A 17,716-nucleotide genomic window follows, 5' to 3' on the forward strand; every position below is an offset into this window, starting at 1 on the left:
AATTGCTTTTATTGATAAAATTTCTTATGTTCATAACATCTTCGCATCCGAAAAAAAAGTTATGCAACTTAGTAATTTAGAAAATGTTCCGGGTCATCAAATTATTCGTCAGCTTGATGTGGTTTATGGCAGTACCGTTCGCAGTAAACATGTAGGACGTGACTTGATGGCAGGTCTTAAAAATATCGTCGGTGGAGAGCTAAAAGGCTATACCGAACTGCTCGAAGAATCTCGTCAAGAAGCCATGCAACGCATGATCGATAAAGCACAAGCCCTCGGTGCCAATGCCATTGTCGCGATTCGCTTTTCAACTTCAAATATTGCCCAGGGTGCTTCTGAACTATTCGTTTATGGCACTGCAGTGGTGGTACAACCCAATACCCCAATTGCTGATCCCTTTGCGACACAAGGTTAAATTATGGATGCCGTAATTTTTAAAATTGGCCTATTTGTTGTCCTCTTTATGATTGGTTGGGCAGTTGGTCGCTCGATTGAAGCCAAACACTTCAAAGCATTGGATGCGCAAGAACAACGCTTGGCTTATATCCGTACAGACAATTCACGCTTTAAAAGCTCAGATCAAACTGGGCAATTAATTAGCAGCAATGTAGTCATCTCACATGATTATTTTAAATATGTCATTGCAACCATTCAAAGTTTATTCGGTGGTCGTCTGACCAGTTATGAAACCGTGGTCGAACGCGCACGCCGTGAAGCCATCGTTCGTTTAAAACTAGAGGCTGAAAAAAATGGTGCGGATCATATTCTTGGTCTACGCATCAGCACCACCGATCTAGGTATGCCAGGTATGACTGAAGTATTTGCCTATGGCACAGCAATTCGCTCAGCCAAGCCTGTTGTTTAACGGATATTTTACAGATACTTAGGCTATTTATACTTATGTTTTACTTGGCCTATCTATAATCAAGCAATTTAACGTTATACGTGTTCACTCTGCTGATGCACTTGATGATAAATGATAAAACCAAGCTGAGTGGTATCCCCCGACCACTCAGCTGACACCCTCCAATGGAGCGCTATTTCACTTTGATTTTACGAATCATTTTATATAGTAACTTTGGAGATAAGCGTGAAACCATTACGCCCAGTTTTTCTTTTTTGCCTGCCACCACGATATATTCCTTTTGTGCCAACAATGCGTTGACCACCTGTTTAGCAAAGACATTCGGGGCTAAACCATTGGCAATGGCATCATCTTGATGTCCCTGTGGCTGACCAGCACCATCAAGTGCATTAAAGGACACATTGGTTTGGATAAAACCGGGAAAAATCACTGAAACACCAATTCCATTTTCAGCCACTTCTGCACGTAAGCTATTGGCCCACATGTGAATTGCGGCTTTTGCTGCCGAATAAGATGCACGATATTGGGTTCCCAATAGTCCAGCCACACTCGACACATAAGCAATACGACCAGACTTCTGTTTAATAAACGTCGGCAATACGGTTTTGGTGAGAAACACCTGTGAGAAATAATCAATTTCCATAATAGTGCGTTCGGTCTGCATGGTGGTGTCTTTGATGAGGGCACGTTGGCTTAAACCAGCATTGTTAATCAGACAATCAATGCGCCCAAACTTTTCCAACACCTGTACATAGGCTTGTCTGACCTGATTTTCATTGGTGATATCTGCGGCAATAGAAACATGCTGATCGGCATTCAGTAAGCCATTGCGGACATTTTCCAGTTCATCAAAACGACGCGCCATTAGTACCAAACGTGCTCCTCGCAATGCACACTCTTGTGCCAAGGCTTTCCCCAACCCCGAAGATGCACCGGTAATCCACACCACTTTCTGCTGTAGATCTTTTTCCAGCTGAGCCATAACTCTATTCCTTATCATTGATTTATTTAATATTATTTACACAGAATGTCATACTTATACACGAAAACCTTGATCATCTCATGCCATCCCTTGATTCTCGTATTACAGTGAAAATAGCGTTGCATTATATTTAGCCCGATTGATCTCAAAACTCAAGAAAATGCCTTGGTTTTCTCCACCTACGTTGGATTATTCTTTGTTATACTGGTCGCAATTTTTAGTTGACCTTTGATCTGTTTTGATATGACTGATACTGCGCAAAATATTGCTACGACATACGATCCTACCGAGATTGAAAAAAAATGGTACAAGATTTGGGAAGAAAAAGGCTACTTTAAGCCATCTGGTCAGGGCGATTCGTTCTGCATCATGATTCCGCCCCCAAACGTCACCGGTAGTTTGCACATGGGTCATGGTTTCAACAATGCAATCATGGACTCACTAACACGCTACAACCGTATGATGGGTAGAAACACCTTATGGCAACCGGGTACTGACCATGCCGGTATTGCCACTCAAATGGTGGTTGAACGCCAACTTGCTGCACAAGATATCAGTCGCCACGATCTTGGCCGTGACAAATTTATTGAAAAAATTTGGGAATGGAAAGAGCAATCGGGCAACACCATTACCAACCAAATTCGTCGTTTAGGCTCATCAGTGGATTGGTCACGTGAACGCTTCACCATGGATGAAGGTTTGTCCAATGCGGTCAAAGAAGTTTTTGTACGCCTACATAAAGATGGCCTGATTTACCGTGGTAAGCGTTTGGTCAACTGGGATCCAAAATTTCACACTGCCCTATCCGATCTCGAAGTTGAATCGATTGAAGAGAAAAGCTCACTGTGGCATTTCAAATACTTCTTTGAAGACAAATCTGTACGCACTCAAGATGGCCTCGACTATTTAGTCGTTGCCACCACACGTCCTGAAACTCTATTGGGCGATGCAGCAGTTGCGGTACATCCTGAAGATGAGCGCTATGCACACCTCGTGGGCAAAAATATTGTGTTGCCAATTTCAGGACGTTTAGTCCCGATTATTGCAGATGATTATGTTGAAAAAGACTTCGGTACGGGCTGTGTCAAAATCACCCCTGCACACGACTTTAACGACTATGACTTGGGTAAACGCAATCAGTTACCACTGATTAATATCTTCAATAAAAATGCTGAAATTTTGGCAGACTTTGAATATATGGCCAAAGCGGGCGAGCCAATTTCTGCAAGCATCGCAGCCCCTGCTGACTATGCTGGTGTAGAGCGTTTTGCTGCACGTAAGAAAATGGTTGAGCAAGCAGAAGCGGAAGGCTGGTTAGATAAAATCGAACCATACGACCTGAAAGCACCACGTGGTGACCGTTCTGGCGTAATTATCGAGCCATTACTCACAGATCAATGGTATGTGAAAATTGCACCATTGGCTGAACCTGCAATTGATGCAGTCAAAGATGGCCGTATCAAGTTCGTACCTGAGCAATACAGCAATATGTATATGTCTTGGATGAACAATATCCAAGATTGGTGTATTTCACGTCAATTGTGGTGGGGTCACCGTATCCCTGCTTGGTATGACGCTGCTGGCAACATTTATGTTGGTCGTAACGAAACAGAAGTGCGTCGCGAAAATGGTCTAGATGCCAATATTGAACTCAGTCAAGACGAAGACGTCCTAGATACGTGGTTCTCGTCTGCACTGTGGACGTTCTCAACCTTGGGTTGGACTGGCGACTTTGAAAAAGACATTCAAAACTTAGACCTTAAAACCTTCCATCCAACCGATGTGTTGGTGACAGGTTTTGACATCATTTTCTTCTGGGTTGCTCGGATGATTATGATGACCTTACACTTCATGAAAAATGAAGATGGCACGCCACAAATTCCGTTCAAAACTGTGTATGTGCATGGTTTAGTCCGTGATGGCGAAGGTCAGAAAATGTCGAAGTCTAAAGGTAACGTCCTTGACCCATTAGATTTGATTGATGGGATTGATCTCGAAGGCTTAGTACAAAAACGTACCTTTGGTTTAATGGACCCAAGACAAGCGGCTAAAATTGAAAAAGCCACCCGCAAAGAATTCCCAGAAGGTATTAATGCCTACGGTACAGATGCAGTGCGCTTTACTTTCTGTGCACTTGCCAATACGGGTCGTGACATCAAGTTCGATCTAAAACGTGTTGAAGGTTACCGTAACTTCTGTAATAAAATTTGGAACGCCACCCGTTTCGTACTGATGAATCTTGAAGGTCAAACCGTTGGGCAAAGCCCTCGTCCTGAACTTTGGGAATTGCCAGAACAATGGATCGTGAGCCGCTTAGAAAAAGCGCAACAAGCGGTTCATCAAGCCTTTGCAACGTATCGTCTCGACTTGGCTGCACAAAGTATTTATGACTTTATTTGGAATGAATACTGTGACTGGTATGTAGAACTGACCAAACCCGTATTGAACGATCCTGAAATTTCAGAAGAACGTAAAGCTGAAGTGCGTCGCGTACTCTTGTCTGTGATGGAAACCGCATTACGTTTGGCACATCCAATGATGCCATTCTTGACCGAAGAAATTTGGCAAACGCTTGCGCCAATGCTCGGCAAATCTGGCGACACCATCATGACAGCGGCTTATCCGGTATTGGATGCAGCAAACCTCAATGATCAAGCCGAAGCAGATATGCAATGGTTACAAGGTCTGATAGGTGCGGTACGTAATATTCGTGGTGAAATGGGTCTCGGCAATGCACGCCTTCTCCCTGTACTGCTACAAAATATTTCTGCTGCCGAACATACCCAGATTTCACGGATCGAGCCATTGTTCAAAGCCTTGGCCAAAGTTGAAAGCATTGAGTTCTTGGGCAAAGACCAAGAGCCACCATTGTCTTCTTCTTCGGTAATTGGTCATGCTTCAGTTTATGTACCAATGAAAGGTTTGATTGATCCAAAGGCTGAATTGGGTCGTTTGCAAAAAGACTTTGATAAAGTCCAAAAGCAACATGACCAAATCGCTGGAAAACTTGCAAACGAAGGTTTTGTTAGCAAAGCGCCACCAGCTGTAGTTGAAGGTGAAAAAGCCAAATTAGCTGAGTTTGTCGAGCAACTTGCGAAGATCAAACAAAGCATGGATCAGATTGCTGCGCTATAACCCTCTCCCCAGCCCTCTCCCTAAAAAACAGGGAGAGGGAGCTTTAAATTGAGTTCCAGAACCTTATAAACCGGGAATCCCTCTCCTTTACAAGGAGAGGGCTAGGGAGAGGTTCTTTTGTTTACCCACCACACTCCCTACGCCTCGGTGTATATTTTTATCAGTTTTACATTTGCTTTATAATGCTCAAGCATTGGCTTTATTTTTTCATAATAAGTCTGAATCGAATGGGTTTTAAGTTCTCCAAAACCTCGAACATCAGCGACTAAACTTAGAATATGCTCTGCTTCCAAAACATTATCTTGGTTTAAATGACTTAAAACCTGATCAACCAAATCAATATAATCTTCTCTTAAATTTACTTCTAATTTTCTTTCAGGATTATATTTGAATGGATCAAGTGATTTGCCTCGCATCCATTTAAATGCAGATAACACTGAAAATAGTTTAAATACCCAACTTCCAAATTTAATTTTTTTCTGAACCTGTTTATCTTTTTTAAATATATTTAAAAAAGGTGGTGCAAGCCAGATATACATTTTATCAACTTTATCAAACTGGCGATCTAAGCCTTTTTTAAAATCAACGGAACTATATAATCGCGCGACTTCATATTCATCCTTATAAGCCATCACTTTATATAGATTAATTACGACAGTTCTGATTATTTTGTCATTTATATTCAGGTTTGCAGACTTTTGCGTAACTTTCTCGATTACCTGAAAATATCGTTCCGAATAGGCCACGTTCTGATAGTCAATCAATTCTGTTCTATATTTTTCAATGAGGGTGTCTGTCGCTAACTCATCTTGCAGTACGATGTCATTATTGGTGAAGGATTGGATGGTTTCAGGATGCTGCGCTAAAATCCGCCCCCATTGAAATGCTCTTAAATTATCTTTCGGCGCAACGCCATTTTCAATCACTTCAACCAGCGATATTAAGGAAATAGGAATAAGTTGTTTTTGCCATGCATAACCGAGCATTAAAATATGCACAAAAGTCGGTTCACCAAATAGGCTTACACAAACAAGGTTGGCATTAAACTCAAAATAATTTGCTTTTTTTGTATTGCTTTGTATTTTACTTCTGAGTTCATCTTTATCAATCTTCTCATCTCGATTGATTATAAAGTTAGATGTCGGAGTTAAGTCCGAGTTTATGACCGCACTGGTTTTCTCAACAGATACCTTCGATAAAATTTCCGTCGAGGCTGCATACAGCATATCTGCACCTAAAAGCAGTTCTGTTTGCCCTAAGCCTATTCTTGATGAATGTATTTCACTATTATTGTCGGTTATTTTGACCTGACTAAAGACCGCACCATTTTTCTGAGCCAAGCCAGTAAAATCGAGTACATTTGAATTTTTCTGATCTAAAAGTGCCGCATTTCCAACCAAAGCACCCACCGTTAAAACACCAGTCCCTCCAATACCCGCAAATAAAATATTATAACTGCCCGTTATTCTAGGAGGCTGCACCTCAATTAACGCACCAATGAGCTGCTGTTCAACTTGACTAGAAAAAGCTGTAGATTTAGCCCTCACTGCCCCCTCAACTTCAACAAAGCTAGGGCAAAATCCTTTGAGGCAAGATAAATCTGTATTACAACTCGATTGATTAATTTTTCGTTTAATCCCAAATGCAGTATTTAGTGGTTCGATTGAAATACAATTGGATTGTTTTGAGCAATCGCCACAGCCTTCACATATACGATTATGAATAAATGCACGCGTTGGTAAAGCCGGTGCTTGTATTCTTTTGCCTCTTCGTCTTTTTTCGGCAGCACAGGTTTGCTCATAAATAATTGCGCTGGTGCCAGAAACTTCTCTAAGCGTGATTTGAACACGATCTAATTCATCTCGATGCGCTATTTTAACGTGAGCTGCTAAGTCTTTAGCTTTAGCCCACTTCTCGACATTATCTGAGACCAAATATATTTCTTCGACCCCCTCAGCCCTTAACTGTCTCGAGATTCGAGCCGGATTATTATTTCCTTCTGTTGGCTGCCCACCCGTCATCGCGACGGCATCGTTATATAAAATTTTAAAAGTAATATTGGTTCCAGCCGCCACTGCAGCTCGGATGGCTAAAATGCCTGAATGTTCGTAGGTACCATCGCCTAGATTTTGGAAAATATGTTTGGTTTCTGAAAATGGTTGCGCACCAACCCACTGAATCCCTTCTCCCCCCATTTGAGAAAATGTATCTGTTTTTCTATCTGGCATCATTAAGGCCATAATATGACAACCAATACCACCGCCTGAAATTGATCCATCGGGCACCGTTGTAGAAGTATTATGTGGGCAACCTGAACAAAAGGTCGGTGCACGTACCGCTTTATTATCAATAATCTGCTTTACTGCAGCGCGCTGTTTCTCAAAGGCTTGGCATAAATCCTGATCATGATTTAACAGTTTAACGAGGACTTCTGCCACAATCGAAGGTGAGTATTCCAAGATTTCAGGCAACATCATATTCCCAGTCTGATCTTTTTTACCAACCACAATTGGACGCTTATCCGCTGTTAAATTATATAAAATATCTTTTACTTGCGCTTCAACAACGGCTTTCTTTTCTTCAATGACCAGTATTTGTTGATGCCCAATGGCAAAATCCATAATTCCATCTTCAACCAATGGCCATGACATACCAACTTTATAAATCGATATACCTAATGCTTCCATTTTAGTATCAGAGATTGATAGGTTCTCCAAGGCCTGCATTAAATCTTGATGGGCTTTTCCAACGGTGATAATGCCTAATGTTCTGTTATGAGCATTGAATATAATTTTGTCGATATTATTTAGCTTTACCCAGCGTTTCACTGCTGGAAGACGATACTCAATCAGTCGCTTTTCCATTTCAAAACGTTGTTTGGGCCACTTTAAAGAAATATCCCAATTTAAATATTGATCATAACCTTGATCTACTGGCACAAGATAAGGTTTAGGTGCTTTGAGCTCGACTGTCCCTGCTGCTTCAACAACATCTGCAATGGTTTTTAAGGCAACCCACAGCCCTGAATATCGAGACAGTGCGATTCCCGCCAATCCAAACTCAAAGACTTCTTTCACATTGGCTGGTTGTAGCACAGGGATATGTACTGCTTCAAAAATCCCATCGGTTTGATGTGGAAAGGTCGATGACTGCGCAGCATGATCATCGCCAGAAATGACCAGAACACCACCCGTTTTTGAGGTTCCCATCATATTTGCAGAGCGAAATACATCACCCGTTCGGTCGACACCGGGTCCCTTTCCGTACCAAATTCCGAAAACACCATCATACTTTACTGCACCAAATGCTTTATGCATTTGCGTTCCCCAAAGTGCAGTCGCTGCGAGATCTTCATTTAATCCGGGTTGAAATACAATATTATTTAATTTTAATTGCTTTTCATTTTTCCATAATAACTGGTCATAGCCACCCAACGGTGAACCGCGATACCCAGTTATTAATCCTGCTGTATCTAAGTTATTTTTTTTATCTAATTCTCTTTGCATTAACGGGATTTGTATTAATACCTGAACGCCAGATAGATAAACTTTATTACAAAATTCAGGCTGTATATTTTCACCTGGGATTAAAAATTTAGAATTCATAACTTAGTCCTTTAATCTTTAGTAAAACTAATCAATATAGATTAGATAATCTAAACTTCTAAACACTGACAATTCCATTTATCAGAGGTCTTAACTATCGTTCTGCGACTTTTGTTTTATTTCAGAAGCTAAACATAGCAAAACCATCTGAACTTATTTTCTGACCTTGGTTGATATCACTTAAATACAATCGAACTTGAAAAAACTAAACACATAAATATTTGGAATGATACGTATAAAAAAAACTTATACACAAGAACATTCAATATGCTGAAAACCAGCGTATTTTTCAATGACATTATTCAACACTTAAATGTAATGTTTTGTATTCAGATTAATTTGCATTTCATTCAGCAGTTTTTGTTGATCTTGTTTATTTAAGCAAAGAGTTTTATATGCATTTATAAATGGTTTTTGAATTATTGAAATGACATTTTATTATTACTTTAATCACCGACAGCATTTACTATAATCAAGGGCTAATGATAAAACCATACAGATAACCAAAGCATAACCTGGTTATGCATCGTTATGGCATTCGGTATAAATGCTGATGAAGAATGGAGTATTTAACACGATTTTTAATATAAAGTATGGTAATAAACCTCTTTATTCAGTTATGCCAGAAGTGAGAAATTCCATTACTTTCTCTTAAACTATTTTCGTTATTTATTTTTCTTTTAAAAGCGAATTCAAAGCTTAGAAACATCCTAAAGTATTTTAATCTGCCAATTTATGCTTAATCTTGATGAAAAATTGCTAGTTTATTTGTAATGAACCAATAGTTGATACTGTGTTAGTTTCGCCATATAACGATGAAATTGACTGTTGAAATATTTATACTAAGCGCCTTATTCAAAGCCAAAGGAAAAATCAACAGATGCTCAGACCTGCGCTCAAAGCTAAAATCATCAAAGTTTGTGATGAAAAAATTGAAAAGAAAGGTACGAATGTCGGTCTTTCTTTTTATGCCTTCTTTGCCAATAAAAATGACGACCCTGAATTACTCATGGAAGCGGCACACTGGTGGATTATGCAGCACCAATTGGATCATTTTGAGAAAGCCACCAAGATTAAAGCCATGATGAGTGATGCTTAAACTAAACTGTAGATTCAAAAGAGTCGATTAAAATCAATGCAACCTATCCAGAACATCAGCCCTTACTACAGTTTGATCGCAGGCTTCGGGATCGCATGGAGTCTCTTCCTCAATCTCTCAACTTATTTCAATACTGAGTTTGCCTATCAATCTGAGTTGCTTGGTGTACTTGCTGTTGTTCTGACGATTTTATTTATATTGAGCTTTCGTTATATCAAGCGTAAACCGCTTGCGCTAACAGATAATAAAGTGAATAACAGCTATTTATTCGCACAACAACGTCAAGAATACTCAGCAAAAAGAAGGGTTATATTTTTTGCACTTTTTATTTATGCGGGATTATGTAGCAGCCTATTCGATGATCACTATCTTGATTTTTATACCGTGAGCAATGATTTAACACATTATTATTTAAGTAGCGGTGGCGAGATTATGCACACCCTCTCTAAAAATGAGTTCGTACGCTATCAAAAAAGCCTGACTCGTGTTTTCAGTGGCTGGCAAATGTGTGGCTATGGTTTGATCTTTCTTTGCGTGTTTAGAGCGCCAATCCCTTAAAGCCGATCAACAAATAAGATTCCGTCGAGGTGATCCACCTCATGTTGTATAATCCGTGCGACAAAACCATGATAAGTCGCATGTTTTGACTCACCGGCTAAGCTCAAATATTTAACCGAAATTGTTTCAGCGCGAACCACTTCACCACGTGCATCTGGCACGCTTAAACAGCCCTCTTCACCTATGCAGGTTGCATCCGACATCTGGGTGATTTCTGGATTGACCATTACCACGGCATCCATATCGGGTGCATCGGGATAGCGTGGGTTCGCACGTGAGGCAACAATAATAATGCGTTTGGAAATATAAACTTGTGGTGCTGCAATCCCAACCCCATTGCGCTGCATCATGGTCGCATACATGGCATTACTCAGTTGATTGAGCCATGCACTATCGAGTTCACTCTCTGCCACAGGCGCAGCTTTGAGCGTCAAAATGGCTTCACCACGTTGGGCAACCGCTAAAATTGCAGTCATGATCTTACTCCTCAGAATTTGCCTTGATCTCAGCATCACTAGCAATGGATGAGTCGCCATTGCATTGAAATCATAACGCTTGCACAGCGCATGACTCAAGCATTGTCTTATTGATCACATCGTCCAGATCGGCACTAAGGACAATGCCAACAAGATGCCCATCACCCGATTAAAAATAACCACTCGATTGCCTTGATTTAAATAGCTCGCCAATTGATGACCGATGACTGCCCAAACCAAAACGCACGGCACTCCAATCGCACCATAAGTCAGTCCAATCATTAAAATATCACTCGTTGAACTTTGTGCCGTGGTATAGGCCGTCACTGCACCGAGTAATACAATCCAAGATTTAGGATTAATCCATTGAAAAAATGCACCCTTCCAAAAGCCCAATACTTTCTCTGACTCGCCTTGCTTGGTATTAAATTTTCCAGAGAGTGCAATCAAATAGGCCAAATAGAGAATATATAAACTGCCCGCAATTTTTAATACAGGAATAATCACTGGAAACCGCACAAAGACCGCATTAATGCCCAGTGCAATCAGCAAAAACATAATGGTAAAACCAAAACAGATGCCAATCACCAAAGGAAGGGTTTTCAACACACCAAAATTGACCCCTGATGCCAAGGCCATAAAATTATTGGGGCCAGGTGTCACAGAAGTAACCACGGCATACACACAAAATGCGAGATAAAGACTGAGACTCATAGGTAGTAACAACTTAAAATGCAGTCTTCAATTTAAAGTCTCTTACGCAATTAAGCAAAAATTAACTGTTGTATCAGACACAAAACAGCGCCGTTTACCGGAATAATCGAACATCGGTCGCACTTGGGATTTAAATCTGGGTTTAAAGGATTAGCTGTGACTTGAGACTCACAGCTTATAACGACCAATCTTGTTTGCCTGCAAGCACCCAATCAATCACATCCAGCACACCTTCCTCGTCATTACTTTTGGTCTGATATTTCGCAACCTGTTTCAATGCCGGCACGGCGTTGGCCATGGCAAAACCATACCCAGCCTGTTGCACCATCTGTAAGTCATTGTAGTTATCCCCAATGGTCAGCATCTCAGCATCGGTAATGCCCCATTTTTTCTGCAAAAAACTAAGGCCAAAGGCTTTGTGTTTATTTGGCAAAATCAGATCGATAAATCCAAAACCACTCGAAACGATATTCACCTGTTGTTCAATCACATAAGACTTGGTTTTTAACAATGCCAAGGCTGCTGGTTCATCGCTTGGATAAGTATTTAAAGTCACTTTGCAAATCGGTTCATCAATCGATTGTAAATCTGCGACCTGTTGTAATTTTTTAAAATAAATATTTAACTTGGCAAGGCTCTGTTCAGGTATTTCAGGCCCCATATAGCCACAGTGTTTGGCACACAGCAGCATACATTCAGCAAAATCAGGATGTAAATCGGCAATGATCTGCTTGAGGAATTCCGGCTGAAAGGCTGAATAGTTAATTTCAGTATCACCATCCATCACATAGACCCCATTCTCTGCCACATACGCAATTTCATTTCCAATTTCGGGGAAATACTGCTTCAAGGTATATAACGGATTACCGCTGGCGGCGACGAAATGAATTCCACGTTTTTTCAGCTCTGCATATTGTTTTAAAAACCGTGGTTTATTATAAGTTTTATCAGTTTTTAAAAAGGTGCTATCCATATCGACGGCAATTAATTTAACGGACATGATGACTCCATACACGGCTAAAAAATAGAGGGGATGATCAAAGAATACCTAGGCCTAGCTTTGGCATCACGACTCGTATCCATAATCAAAATTGCAATACAGTCATACTGGCTTCAACCTGAAAATGCCTGAGCGTTTCAGCTTTTAGTCAGCGCTCAGATCAGCTTAGGCAACTGCTTTAAACGCAATAAAATGATATTTAAAACAAAAAATCATACGGACTTAGCTTAGCACTGTCATTGCCGCCCTGCCTAGCAAGTTAAATTACATTTTTAAAAAGCATGGCTCGCTTGAAATTCAATATTTTTAAAGTGTTACTTTTATTTTAATATTCGCGTAATATCGAATCATGATGACAAAAAAATAACCGACCATGACACAGATAACACCGCAGGATGCAACCACACTTACCCGACAAGATCGTCGAACCCTCGCGCTTTCCTCACTGGGCGGTGCACTCGAGTTCTATGACTTTGTCATTTATGTATTTTTCGCCAAAATCATTGCCGAGCAATTCTTTCCAAGCAGCTTAAGTCCATTTTGGGCGATGCTTAACACCTATGCAATTTTCGCAGCGGGCTATTTCTTTAGGCCACTTGGTGGCGTAGTGATGGCCCATTTTGGTGACTTACTTGGCCGTAAGCGCCTATTTACCCTCTCCATTTTACTGATGGCCTTGCCGACATTGGCCATTGGTTTATTGCCCAATTTCGCGCATATCGGCTATGCCGCCCCCTTATTGCTGTTACTGATGCGTATTCTGCAAGGTATTGCCATTGGGGGTGAAATTCCAGCAGCATGGACTTTTGTTTCAGAACATGTGCCACCGCAACGGGTTGGCTTTGCCAACGGCTTACTCACCGCGGGCCTGTCGCTTGGGATTTTACTTGGCGCACTGATGTCGCTGTGGATTGCAATGCAATTTACTGAACTCGAAGTGAAAGCATGGGCGTGGCGTATTGCCTTTATTGTTGGCGGTGTTTTTGGATTGGTGGCGTTGTATCTCCGACGCTATTTAAAAGAAACCCCAGTCTTTCAAGCCATGCAGGCCAAGCAACAATTGGCCAAATCACTTCCAGTATTACAAGTGCTTGCTCAGCATAAAACTGCTGTGGGTATTGGCATGTTATTGACTTGGTTTTTAACCGCCTGTGTGGTGGTGATTATCTTGGCGACCCCCAATTTACTTGCTAATTTTGGCATAGCCCGTGCAGATGCCTTTAAAATGCAAAGTATGGCGATTGTCATGCAGATGCTTGGCTGTGTTATTGCAGGCCTCTGTGCAGACCGTTTTGGCGCAACCAAAACCTTATTGTTGGGTGCCATATTTGTCGCCTTAAGTTCACTGCTATTTTATCTTAATCTCGGACAAGTCAGTCAATCCACCTTATTTATATTATATATGCTGTTAGGACTGAGCTCAGGCACTGTCGGTATGGTGGCCTATGGCTTGGTGAAAATGTTCCCTGCACCGATTCGTTTTTCAGGTATTTCATTTTCCTATAATCTGTCTTATGCCATTGCAGGTGGTTTAACGCTGCCTATCGTGCAATGGCTCAGTCTATATAGTCCAATTGGTGGAATGTATTATATTCTGTTGGTCTGTGTGGTTGCGATGATTACCGCCTGGTTATATCGACAAAAATTTGAAAAAACCAGCTAAGTCGTACAAATGCCCAACCAAATTATGTTGGGCAAAACCTTTTATAAAATCATTCAACTGTGCGAATATAATTCACTTTCTATATTTATAATAACTTAAGTAATAAGGATTAAAATGGATTGGGCATCTCTCTTACAACAATATGGCTATATTGCTGTCTTTATCGGCACAATATTTGAAGGCGAAACCGTACTGGTCTTGGGTGCCTATGCGGTACAACAGCATATTTTAAACTTTTGGTTATTGGTTTTAGTGGCAGCAATGGGTGGATTTATTGGTGATCAAAGCTATTATCAAATTGGTGCCAAATACGGTCGTGCTTTTATCGACAATAAACCCAAGCTCAAACAGAAATTTGAACAAGCCAGTATTTTTATAGACCGTTATCCCTATTTAACGATTCTCTTTATGCGTTTCGCTTGGGGACTCCGCACCATTTTACCAATGAGTGTCGGAATTCGACATTTCCCACGACTCAAATTTATCGCAGTCAACTTATTAGCCTGTTTTCTCTGGGCTTTTGTGGTGGTTAGTGTTGGCATCCAAATCAGCCATTGGTTACATCGTATTTGGCGCAACTTACTGCCCTATCATGAGGCCTTTTACGTGACGGTAGCAGCTGTTGCGACCTTGCTTGTAGTTCGACTCGCCTATATGTTGATTCAGCATATCCGAGCACGGCAGAAAACATAAAAGCTAAACCCATTCAGCATTAAAAAACGCAGCCCTTGCGCTGTAATACCAGTCAGTTAAGACAAATACTGCCATTTTAGATTAATCAATTATCTCTGAAAGCTCCTTCTCCCGTTGGGAGAAGGCTGGGATGAGGGGCATTTGAATCATTAAAAAAGCTTAACTAACTGGCATTAACCCTTTCGCTGCGTTTTTTAATGCTGAATCGATTATTGAATACTTAGGTTTTTCTTCAACTCATCTTCTACAATTTCTAATTCAATATCACTAAACTTACGAATTTCACCTTCAGCATGACGTTCTAACATGCCACCAATCAAAGGAACTTTGACATTGACCTCCCATTCCAAATGAATTTCAATCTGATCTGCATTGCCCGTCACGGTACGTGCACAATTGGCACTTAGTGGCAGATTGCCACCAAGCTCGACTTGCGAAGTCATCTGCTGCAAATTGGTGATATCGGTACGCTTTAATCGAAAAGCATCTTTTAATAATTTTTTTGCAATCTCGGGAATATTGACGTCTAAATTGTATGCACGTCTTAAGGTATAAATCTCGCCTTCTATTTTAGATTCAAAAATCTCTAGTTTCTCACCAGGGATACGTTTGCAGACAGCTTCATGTAAGTCTGTTTTTGCAGCCAATCGTTTAAAATCATGTAATGAAATGCCGTGTAAGGTGGCATTGACGGTAAAGCGATGTGCCATGGTTGATCCTTTCGCTAACGCTTTTAATTCTATCCAATATTTAAACGGTGCAGATTTCAGCTATTGTTATCCCCTGCACCGAGGTCCATTGCCATTAAATGCAAAATACCGCTGTTCGTCATTGGCTCTACTGCGCTGTTAAAGCAAAAATGAAGCCAAATTGAATCTCTGTTTTATGGTTATGTGTAATATTTAAATAACAGCCCTGTCGTGCATGATGTGGATTTCCCAAGGCACCATCATGACGATAAACACGTAATTCAATCCGTGCATAAAACTGTTCAGCGCCATCATCTAAACCCGAGGCATAAAAAGTCGTCCCTTTGGGAAAATCATCTAACCACGTGGCTTGATAAAAATCTGCGACTGAATCAAAGTTTAAATAAGTCTCAGGCTGCGCCATGATTTTCTGCGCGATCTGCTCAAACTTCAACAATTGCTGTTCGCGTAAATCAATAATCATGGTCAATCCCTCAAGCATGCCCTAAGTGCTGAACCTTAAAATCTCAATCCAGTAGGCCGCGGATCATTCCGAACATCGGCCAAAATCAACGCTTATAGCGAAGAAGGAGACTGTTGTTTGGCACGGATCTGTAACCATTGCCACCAACCAAAAGCGGCGAGTCCAACAAAGGCGGCATAAAGTCCGGCAGTTAAATACAAGTCTTTATAAGCAAACATTCCCACATAAATAATATCGACCACCACCCACAGCATCCATGTTGCGATATATTTCTGACTGGTCCAATAGGTGCCCAGCAAACTAAAAGCAGCCAGTTGCGCATCCAAAATTGGCACAGCGGCATCGGTAAAGAAATATAAAATTAAGCCAAAGATTAAGCCCCCAATCGCCGCCAAGCCCATTTGCTTGAAAGCAAGTTGCATCGGAATCATTTCAACCCGAATTTGCTGATCTTGTTGTTTTCCTTTCAGCCAATATGCGAAACCATAGACGTTCATCCCCATAAAGAAGATTTGCAGGATAGTTTCCCCATAAAGCTTCACTTCATAAAACAGCCAAGCGTACAGCACCACAGCAAGCAGATTGACAACCCAACACCACATACTGCGTAAAATGGTCAACGAAACACCCAGTACACTGACCACAACCGCAAACACTTCAAGTGGGGACATAAGACTCAGTTCAATTTTTAAAAATCCTATTATGAAAAAAAGCCATCTGAATGCAAGTTAAAATCAAAATCATCGTTAAGAAATATCCACTTTTTACAAATTACACAAGCAATATGGCTAACCGCATCCTTCTATGCTCAATTCAGCAATGTCTATGAACCTTGGTTCACGGGTTGCGGTTGACGTAGTGAGGCGGAAACCGCTACAACAGTAGACAATTTTCATTTCGGAAAATAATCATAATGAATACCGTCAAGCAACAACAAGGCAAAGTCAGTCGGGAAATACGTGGATCTGTTTTTTTAATTGGCTTGGATCGCCCACATAAACGCAATGCTTTCGATAGCCATATGATTCATGACCTGTCGTGGGCATTGACGGAATACGATGAAAATCCCGCATTGCGCTGTGCCGTGCTGTTCGCACATGGTGAACATTTTACTGCCGGTCTGGACCTAATCGAGTTACAACCGAAACTTGCAGATGGCGTATTTAATTTCACCGATGATTTGGTCAATCCGTGGGGAACTGTCGGTCGTCAACGCAGTAAACCACTGATTACCGCGATCCAAGGCTATTGCTATACCGCAGGCATTGAGTTGATGCTCAATTCAGATATTGTAATTGCACATGCAGAGAGTCAGTTTGCACAGATCGAAGTGCAACGCGGCATTATGCCTTTTGGTGGTGCAACAGCACGTTTTGTGCAAGCGGCTGGTTGGGTCAAAGCCATGCGCTATTTACTCACCGGTGATTTTTTTGATAGTGCCACAGCCTATGATATGAATCTGATTACTGAAGTTGTGCATGATGAGATATCACCGTTACAACGTGCGCTGGAACTTGCACAAAGCATTGCCAGTGCAGCCCCACTCGCAGTCCAAGCCACTTTACAATCAGCACAATGCGCATTTTTAAACAGCCCAGAAATGGCATTTGCTCAACTTCAAAACCAACTTACACCGCTGTTAAATTCAGCTGATGCCAAAGAAGGTGCCTTTGCCATGCTGGAACGACGTAAGCCCAAATTTAGCGGTCAATAGCTCAGAATTTGCAGTTTAGCGATCTTAGTTATCTTAGCT

16 protein-coding genes are annotated in these 17,716 nt (G+C 41.1%); 8 read left to right on the top strand and 8 right to left on the bottom strand.

What is annotated here, in order from left to right; genetic code table 11:
* Window positions 1–61: 61 nt before the first annotated feature.
* Together FD716_RS13380 and FD716_RS13385 are read left to right on the top strand one after the other, a co-directional pair.
* Window positions 62–415: a YbjQ family protein gene (locus FD716_RS13380; protein ID WP_139852798.1), complete on the top strand. Its 354-nt coding sequence runs from the start codon at window positions 62–64 to the stop codon at window positions 413–415.
* A 3-nt stretch (window positions 416–418) separates the two neighbouring features.
* A complete protein-coding gene (locus tag FD716_RS13385; protein WP_139852799.1) occupies window positions 419–865 on the top strand; it encodes a YbjQ family protein in 447 nt (148 codons plus the stop codon).
* 172 nt (window positions 866–1,037) lie between these two features.
* Here the strand turns inward: FD716_RS13385 and FD716_RS13390 are convergent, their stop codons facing one another.
* Window positions 1,038–1,847, bottom strand: coding sequence for an SDR family oxidoreductase (locus FD716_RS13390; protein WP_139852800.1), 810 nt, complete (start codon window positions 1,845–1,847; stop codon window positions 1,038–1,040).
* A 243-nt stretch (window positions 1,848–2,090) separates the two neighbouring features.
* Here FD716_RS13390 and FD716_RS13395 point away from each other — a divergent pair, with 243 nt between their 5' ends.
* Complete coding sequence (locus FD716_RS13395; RefSeq protein WP_139852801.1) at window positions 2,091–4,982, top strand: valine--tRNA ligase; 2,892 nt, start codon at window positions 2,091–2,093, stop codon at window positions 4,980–4,982.
* Window positions 4,983–5,119: 137 nt separating this feature from the next.
* Here FD716_RS13395 and FD716_RS13400 read toward each other — a convergent pair whose 3' ends face one another.
* Complete coding sequence (locus FD716_RS13400; RefSeq protein ID WP_139852802.1) at window positions 5,120–8,587, bottom strand: indolepyruvate ferredoxin oxidoreductase family protein; 3,468 nt, start codon at window positions 8,585–8,587, stop codon at window positions 5,120–5,122.
* 880 nt (window positions 8,588–9,467) lie between these two features.
* Here FD716_RS13400 and FD716_RS13405 point away from each other — a divergent pair.
* Window positions 9,468–9,686 carry a DUF6500 family protein gene (locus FD716_RS13405; RefSeq protein WP_139852803.1) on the top strand — a complete coding sequence of 73 codons (219 nt, stop codon included), beginning with the start codon at window positions 9,468–9,470 and terminating at the stop codon, window positions 9,684–9,686.
* Between the two features lie 36 nt (window positions 9,687–9,722).
* Window positions 9,723–10,244: a hypothetical protein gene (locus tag FD716_RS13410; RefSeq protein WP_139852804.1), complete on the top strand. Its 522-nt coding sequence runs from the start codon at window positions 9,723–9,725 to the stop codon at window positions 10,242–10,244.
* On the opposite strand, the gene def is transcribed toward FD716_RS13410, so the two are convergent.
* From def to FD716_RS13425, 3 genes are all read right to left on the bottom strand, one after another.
* Window positions 10,241–10,720, bottom strand: coding sequence for a peptide deformylase (gene def / locus FD716_RS13415; RefSeq protein ID WP_139852805.1), 480 nt, complete (start codon window positions 10,718–10,720; stop codon window positions 10,241–10,243). The genes FD716_RS13410 and def overlap by 4 nt on opposite strands.
* A 114-nt stretch (window positions 10,721–10,834) precedes the next feature.
* A complete protein-coding gene (locus FD716_RS13420) occupies window positions 10,835–11,434 on the bottom strand; it encodes a LysE family translocator (RefSeq protein ID WP_139852806.1) in 600 nt (199 codons plus the stop codon).
* Window positions 11,435–11,609: 175 nt separating this feature from the next.
* Window positions 11,610–12,434 carry a Cof-type HAD-IIB family hydrolase gene (locus FD716_RS13425; RefSeq protein ID WP_139852807.1) on the bottom strand — a complete coding sequence of 275 codons (825 nt, stop codon included), beginning with the start codon at window positions 12,432–12,434 and terminating at the stop codon, window positions 11,610–11,612.
* A gap of 373 nt (window positions 12,435–12,807) precedes the next feature.
* On the opposite strand from FD716_RS13425, the gene FD716_RS13430 reads away from it, so the two are divergent.
* Window positions 12,808–14,097 (top strand): MFS transporter, encoded by a 1,290-nt coding sequence (locus FD716_RS13430; protein WP_139852808.1) that lies wholly within the window; start codon window positions 12,808–12,810, stop codon window positions 14,095–14,097.
* A 114-nt stretch (window positions 14,098–14,211) separates the two neighbouring features.
* The gene (locus FD716_RS13435; protein ID WP_139852809.1) at window positions 14,212–14,790 is read left to right on the top strand and encodes a DedA family protein; all 579 of its coding nucleotides are present in this window, start codon (window positions 14,212–14,214) and stop codon (window positions 14,788–14,790) included.
* Window positions 14,791–14,999: 209 nt separating this feature from the next.
* On the opposite strand, the gene FD716_RS13440 is transcribed toward FD716_RS13435, so the two are convergent.
* The 3 genes from FD716_RS13440 to pnuC all read right to left on the bottom strand — a co-directional run bounded on the left by FD716_RS13440 (window position 15,000) and on the right by pnuC (window position 16,634).
* A complete protein-coding gene (locus FD716_RS13440) occupies window positions 15,000–15,500 on the bottom strand; it encodes a DUF2505 family protein (RefSeq protein WP_139852810.1) in 501 nt (166 codons plus the stop codon).
* Window positions 15,501–15,627: 127 nt separating this feature from the next.
* Window positions 15,628–15,963, bottom strand: coding sequence for a hypothetical protein (locus FD716_RS19325; RefSeq protein WP_323808191.1), 336 nt, complete (start codon window positions 15,961–15,963; stop codon window positions 15,628–15,630).
* A 92-nt stretch (window positions 15,964–16,055) separates the two neighbouring features.
* Window positions 16,056–16,634, bottom strand: coding sequence for a nicotinamide riboside transporter PnuC (gene pnuC / locus FD716_RS13450; protein WP_139852811.1), 579 nt, complete (start codon window positions 16,632–16,634; stop codon window positions 16,056–16,058).
* 242 nt (window positions 16,635–16,876) lie between these two features.
* On the opposite strand from pnuC, the gene FD716_RS13455 reads away from it, so the two are divergent.
* The gene (locus FD716_RS13455; RefSeq protein WP_139852812.1) at window positions 16,877–17,677 is read left to right on the top strand and encodes a crotonase/enoyl-CoA hydratase family protein; all 801 of its coding nucleotides are present in this window, start codon (window positions 16,877–16,879) and stop codon (window positions 17,675–17,677) included.
* Window positions 17,678–17,716: the final 39 nt, after the last annotated feature.

This window comes from Acinetobacter pullicarnis (assembly GCF_006352475.1).
GTDB lineage: Bacteria > Pseudomonadota > Gammaproteobacteria > Pseudomonadales > Moraxellaceae > Acinetobacter > Acinetobacter pullicarnis.

Coding starts and splice junctions, on each gene's coding strand:
- def (WP_139852805.1), bottom strand. CDS start 10,720: ATGACTGCAATTTTAGCGGTTGCCCAACGTGGTGAAGCCATTTTGACG.
- FD716_RS19325 (WP_323808191.1), bottom strand. CDS start 15,963: ATGATTATTGATTTACGCGAACAGCAATTGTTGAAGTTTGAGCAGATC.
- FD716_RS13400 (WP_139852802.1), bottom strand. CDS start 8,587: ATGAATTCTAAATTTTTAATCCCAGGTGAAAATATACAGCCTGAATTT.
- FD716_RS13405 (WP_139852803.1), top strand. CDS start 9,468: ATGCTCAGACCTGCGCTCAAAGCTAAAATCATCAAAGTTTGTGATGAA.
- FD716_RS13380 (WP_139852798.1), top strand. CDS start 62: ATGCAACTTAGTAATTTAGAAAATGTTCCGGGTCATCAAATTATTCGT.
- FD716_RS13455 (WP_139852812.1), top strand. CDS start 16,877: ATGAATACCGTCAAGCAACAACAAGGCAAAGTCAGTCGGGAAATACGT.
- FD716_RS13420 (WP_139852806.1), bottom strand. CDS start 11,434: ATGAGTCTCAGTCTTTATCTCGCATTTTGTGTGTATGCCGTGGTTACT.
- pnuC (WP_139852811.1), bottom strand. CDS start 16,634: ATGTCCCCACTTGAAGTGTTTGCGGTTGTGGTCAGTGTACTGGGTGTT.
- FD716_RS13410 (WP_139852804.1), top strand. CDS start 9,723: ATGCAACCTATCCAGAACATCAGCCCTTACTACAGTTTGATCGCAGGC.
- FD716_RS13430 (WP_139852808.1), top strand. CDS start 12,808: ATGACACAGATAACACCGCAGGATGCAACCACACTTACCCGACAAGAT.
- FD716_RS13390 (WP_139852800.1), bottom strand. CDS start 1,847: ATGGCTCAGCTGGAAAAAGATCTACAGCAGAAAGTGGTGTGGATTACC.
- FD716_RS13395 (WP_139852801.1), top strand. CDS start 2,091: ATGACTGATACTGCGCAAAATATTGCTACGACATACGATCCTACCGAG.
- FD716_RS13425 (WP_139852807.1), bottom strand. CDS start 12,434: ATGTCCGTTAAATTAATTGCCGTCGATATGGATAGCACCTTTTTAAAA.
- FD716_RS13385 (WP_139852799.1), top strand. CDS start 419: ATGGATGCCGTAATTTTTAAAATTGGCCTATTTGTTGTCCTCTTTATG.
- FD716_RS13440 (WP_139852810.1), bottom strand. CDS start 15,500: ATGGCACATCGCTTTACCGTCAATGCCACCTTACACGGCATTTCATTA.
- FD716_RS13435 (WP_139852809.1), top strand. CDS start 14,212: ATGGATTGGGCATCTCTCTTACAACAATATGGCTATATTGCTGTCTTT.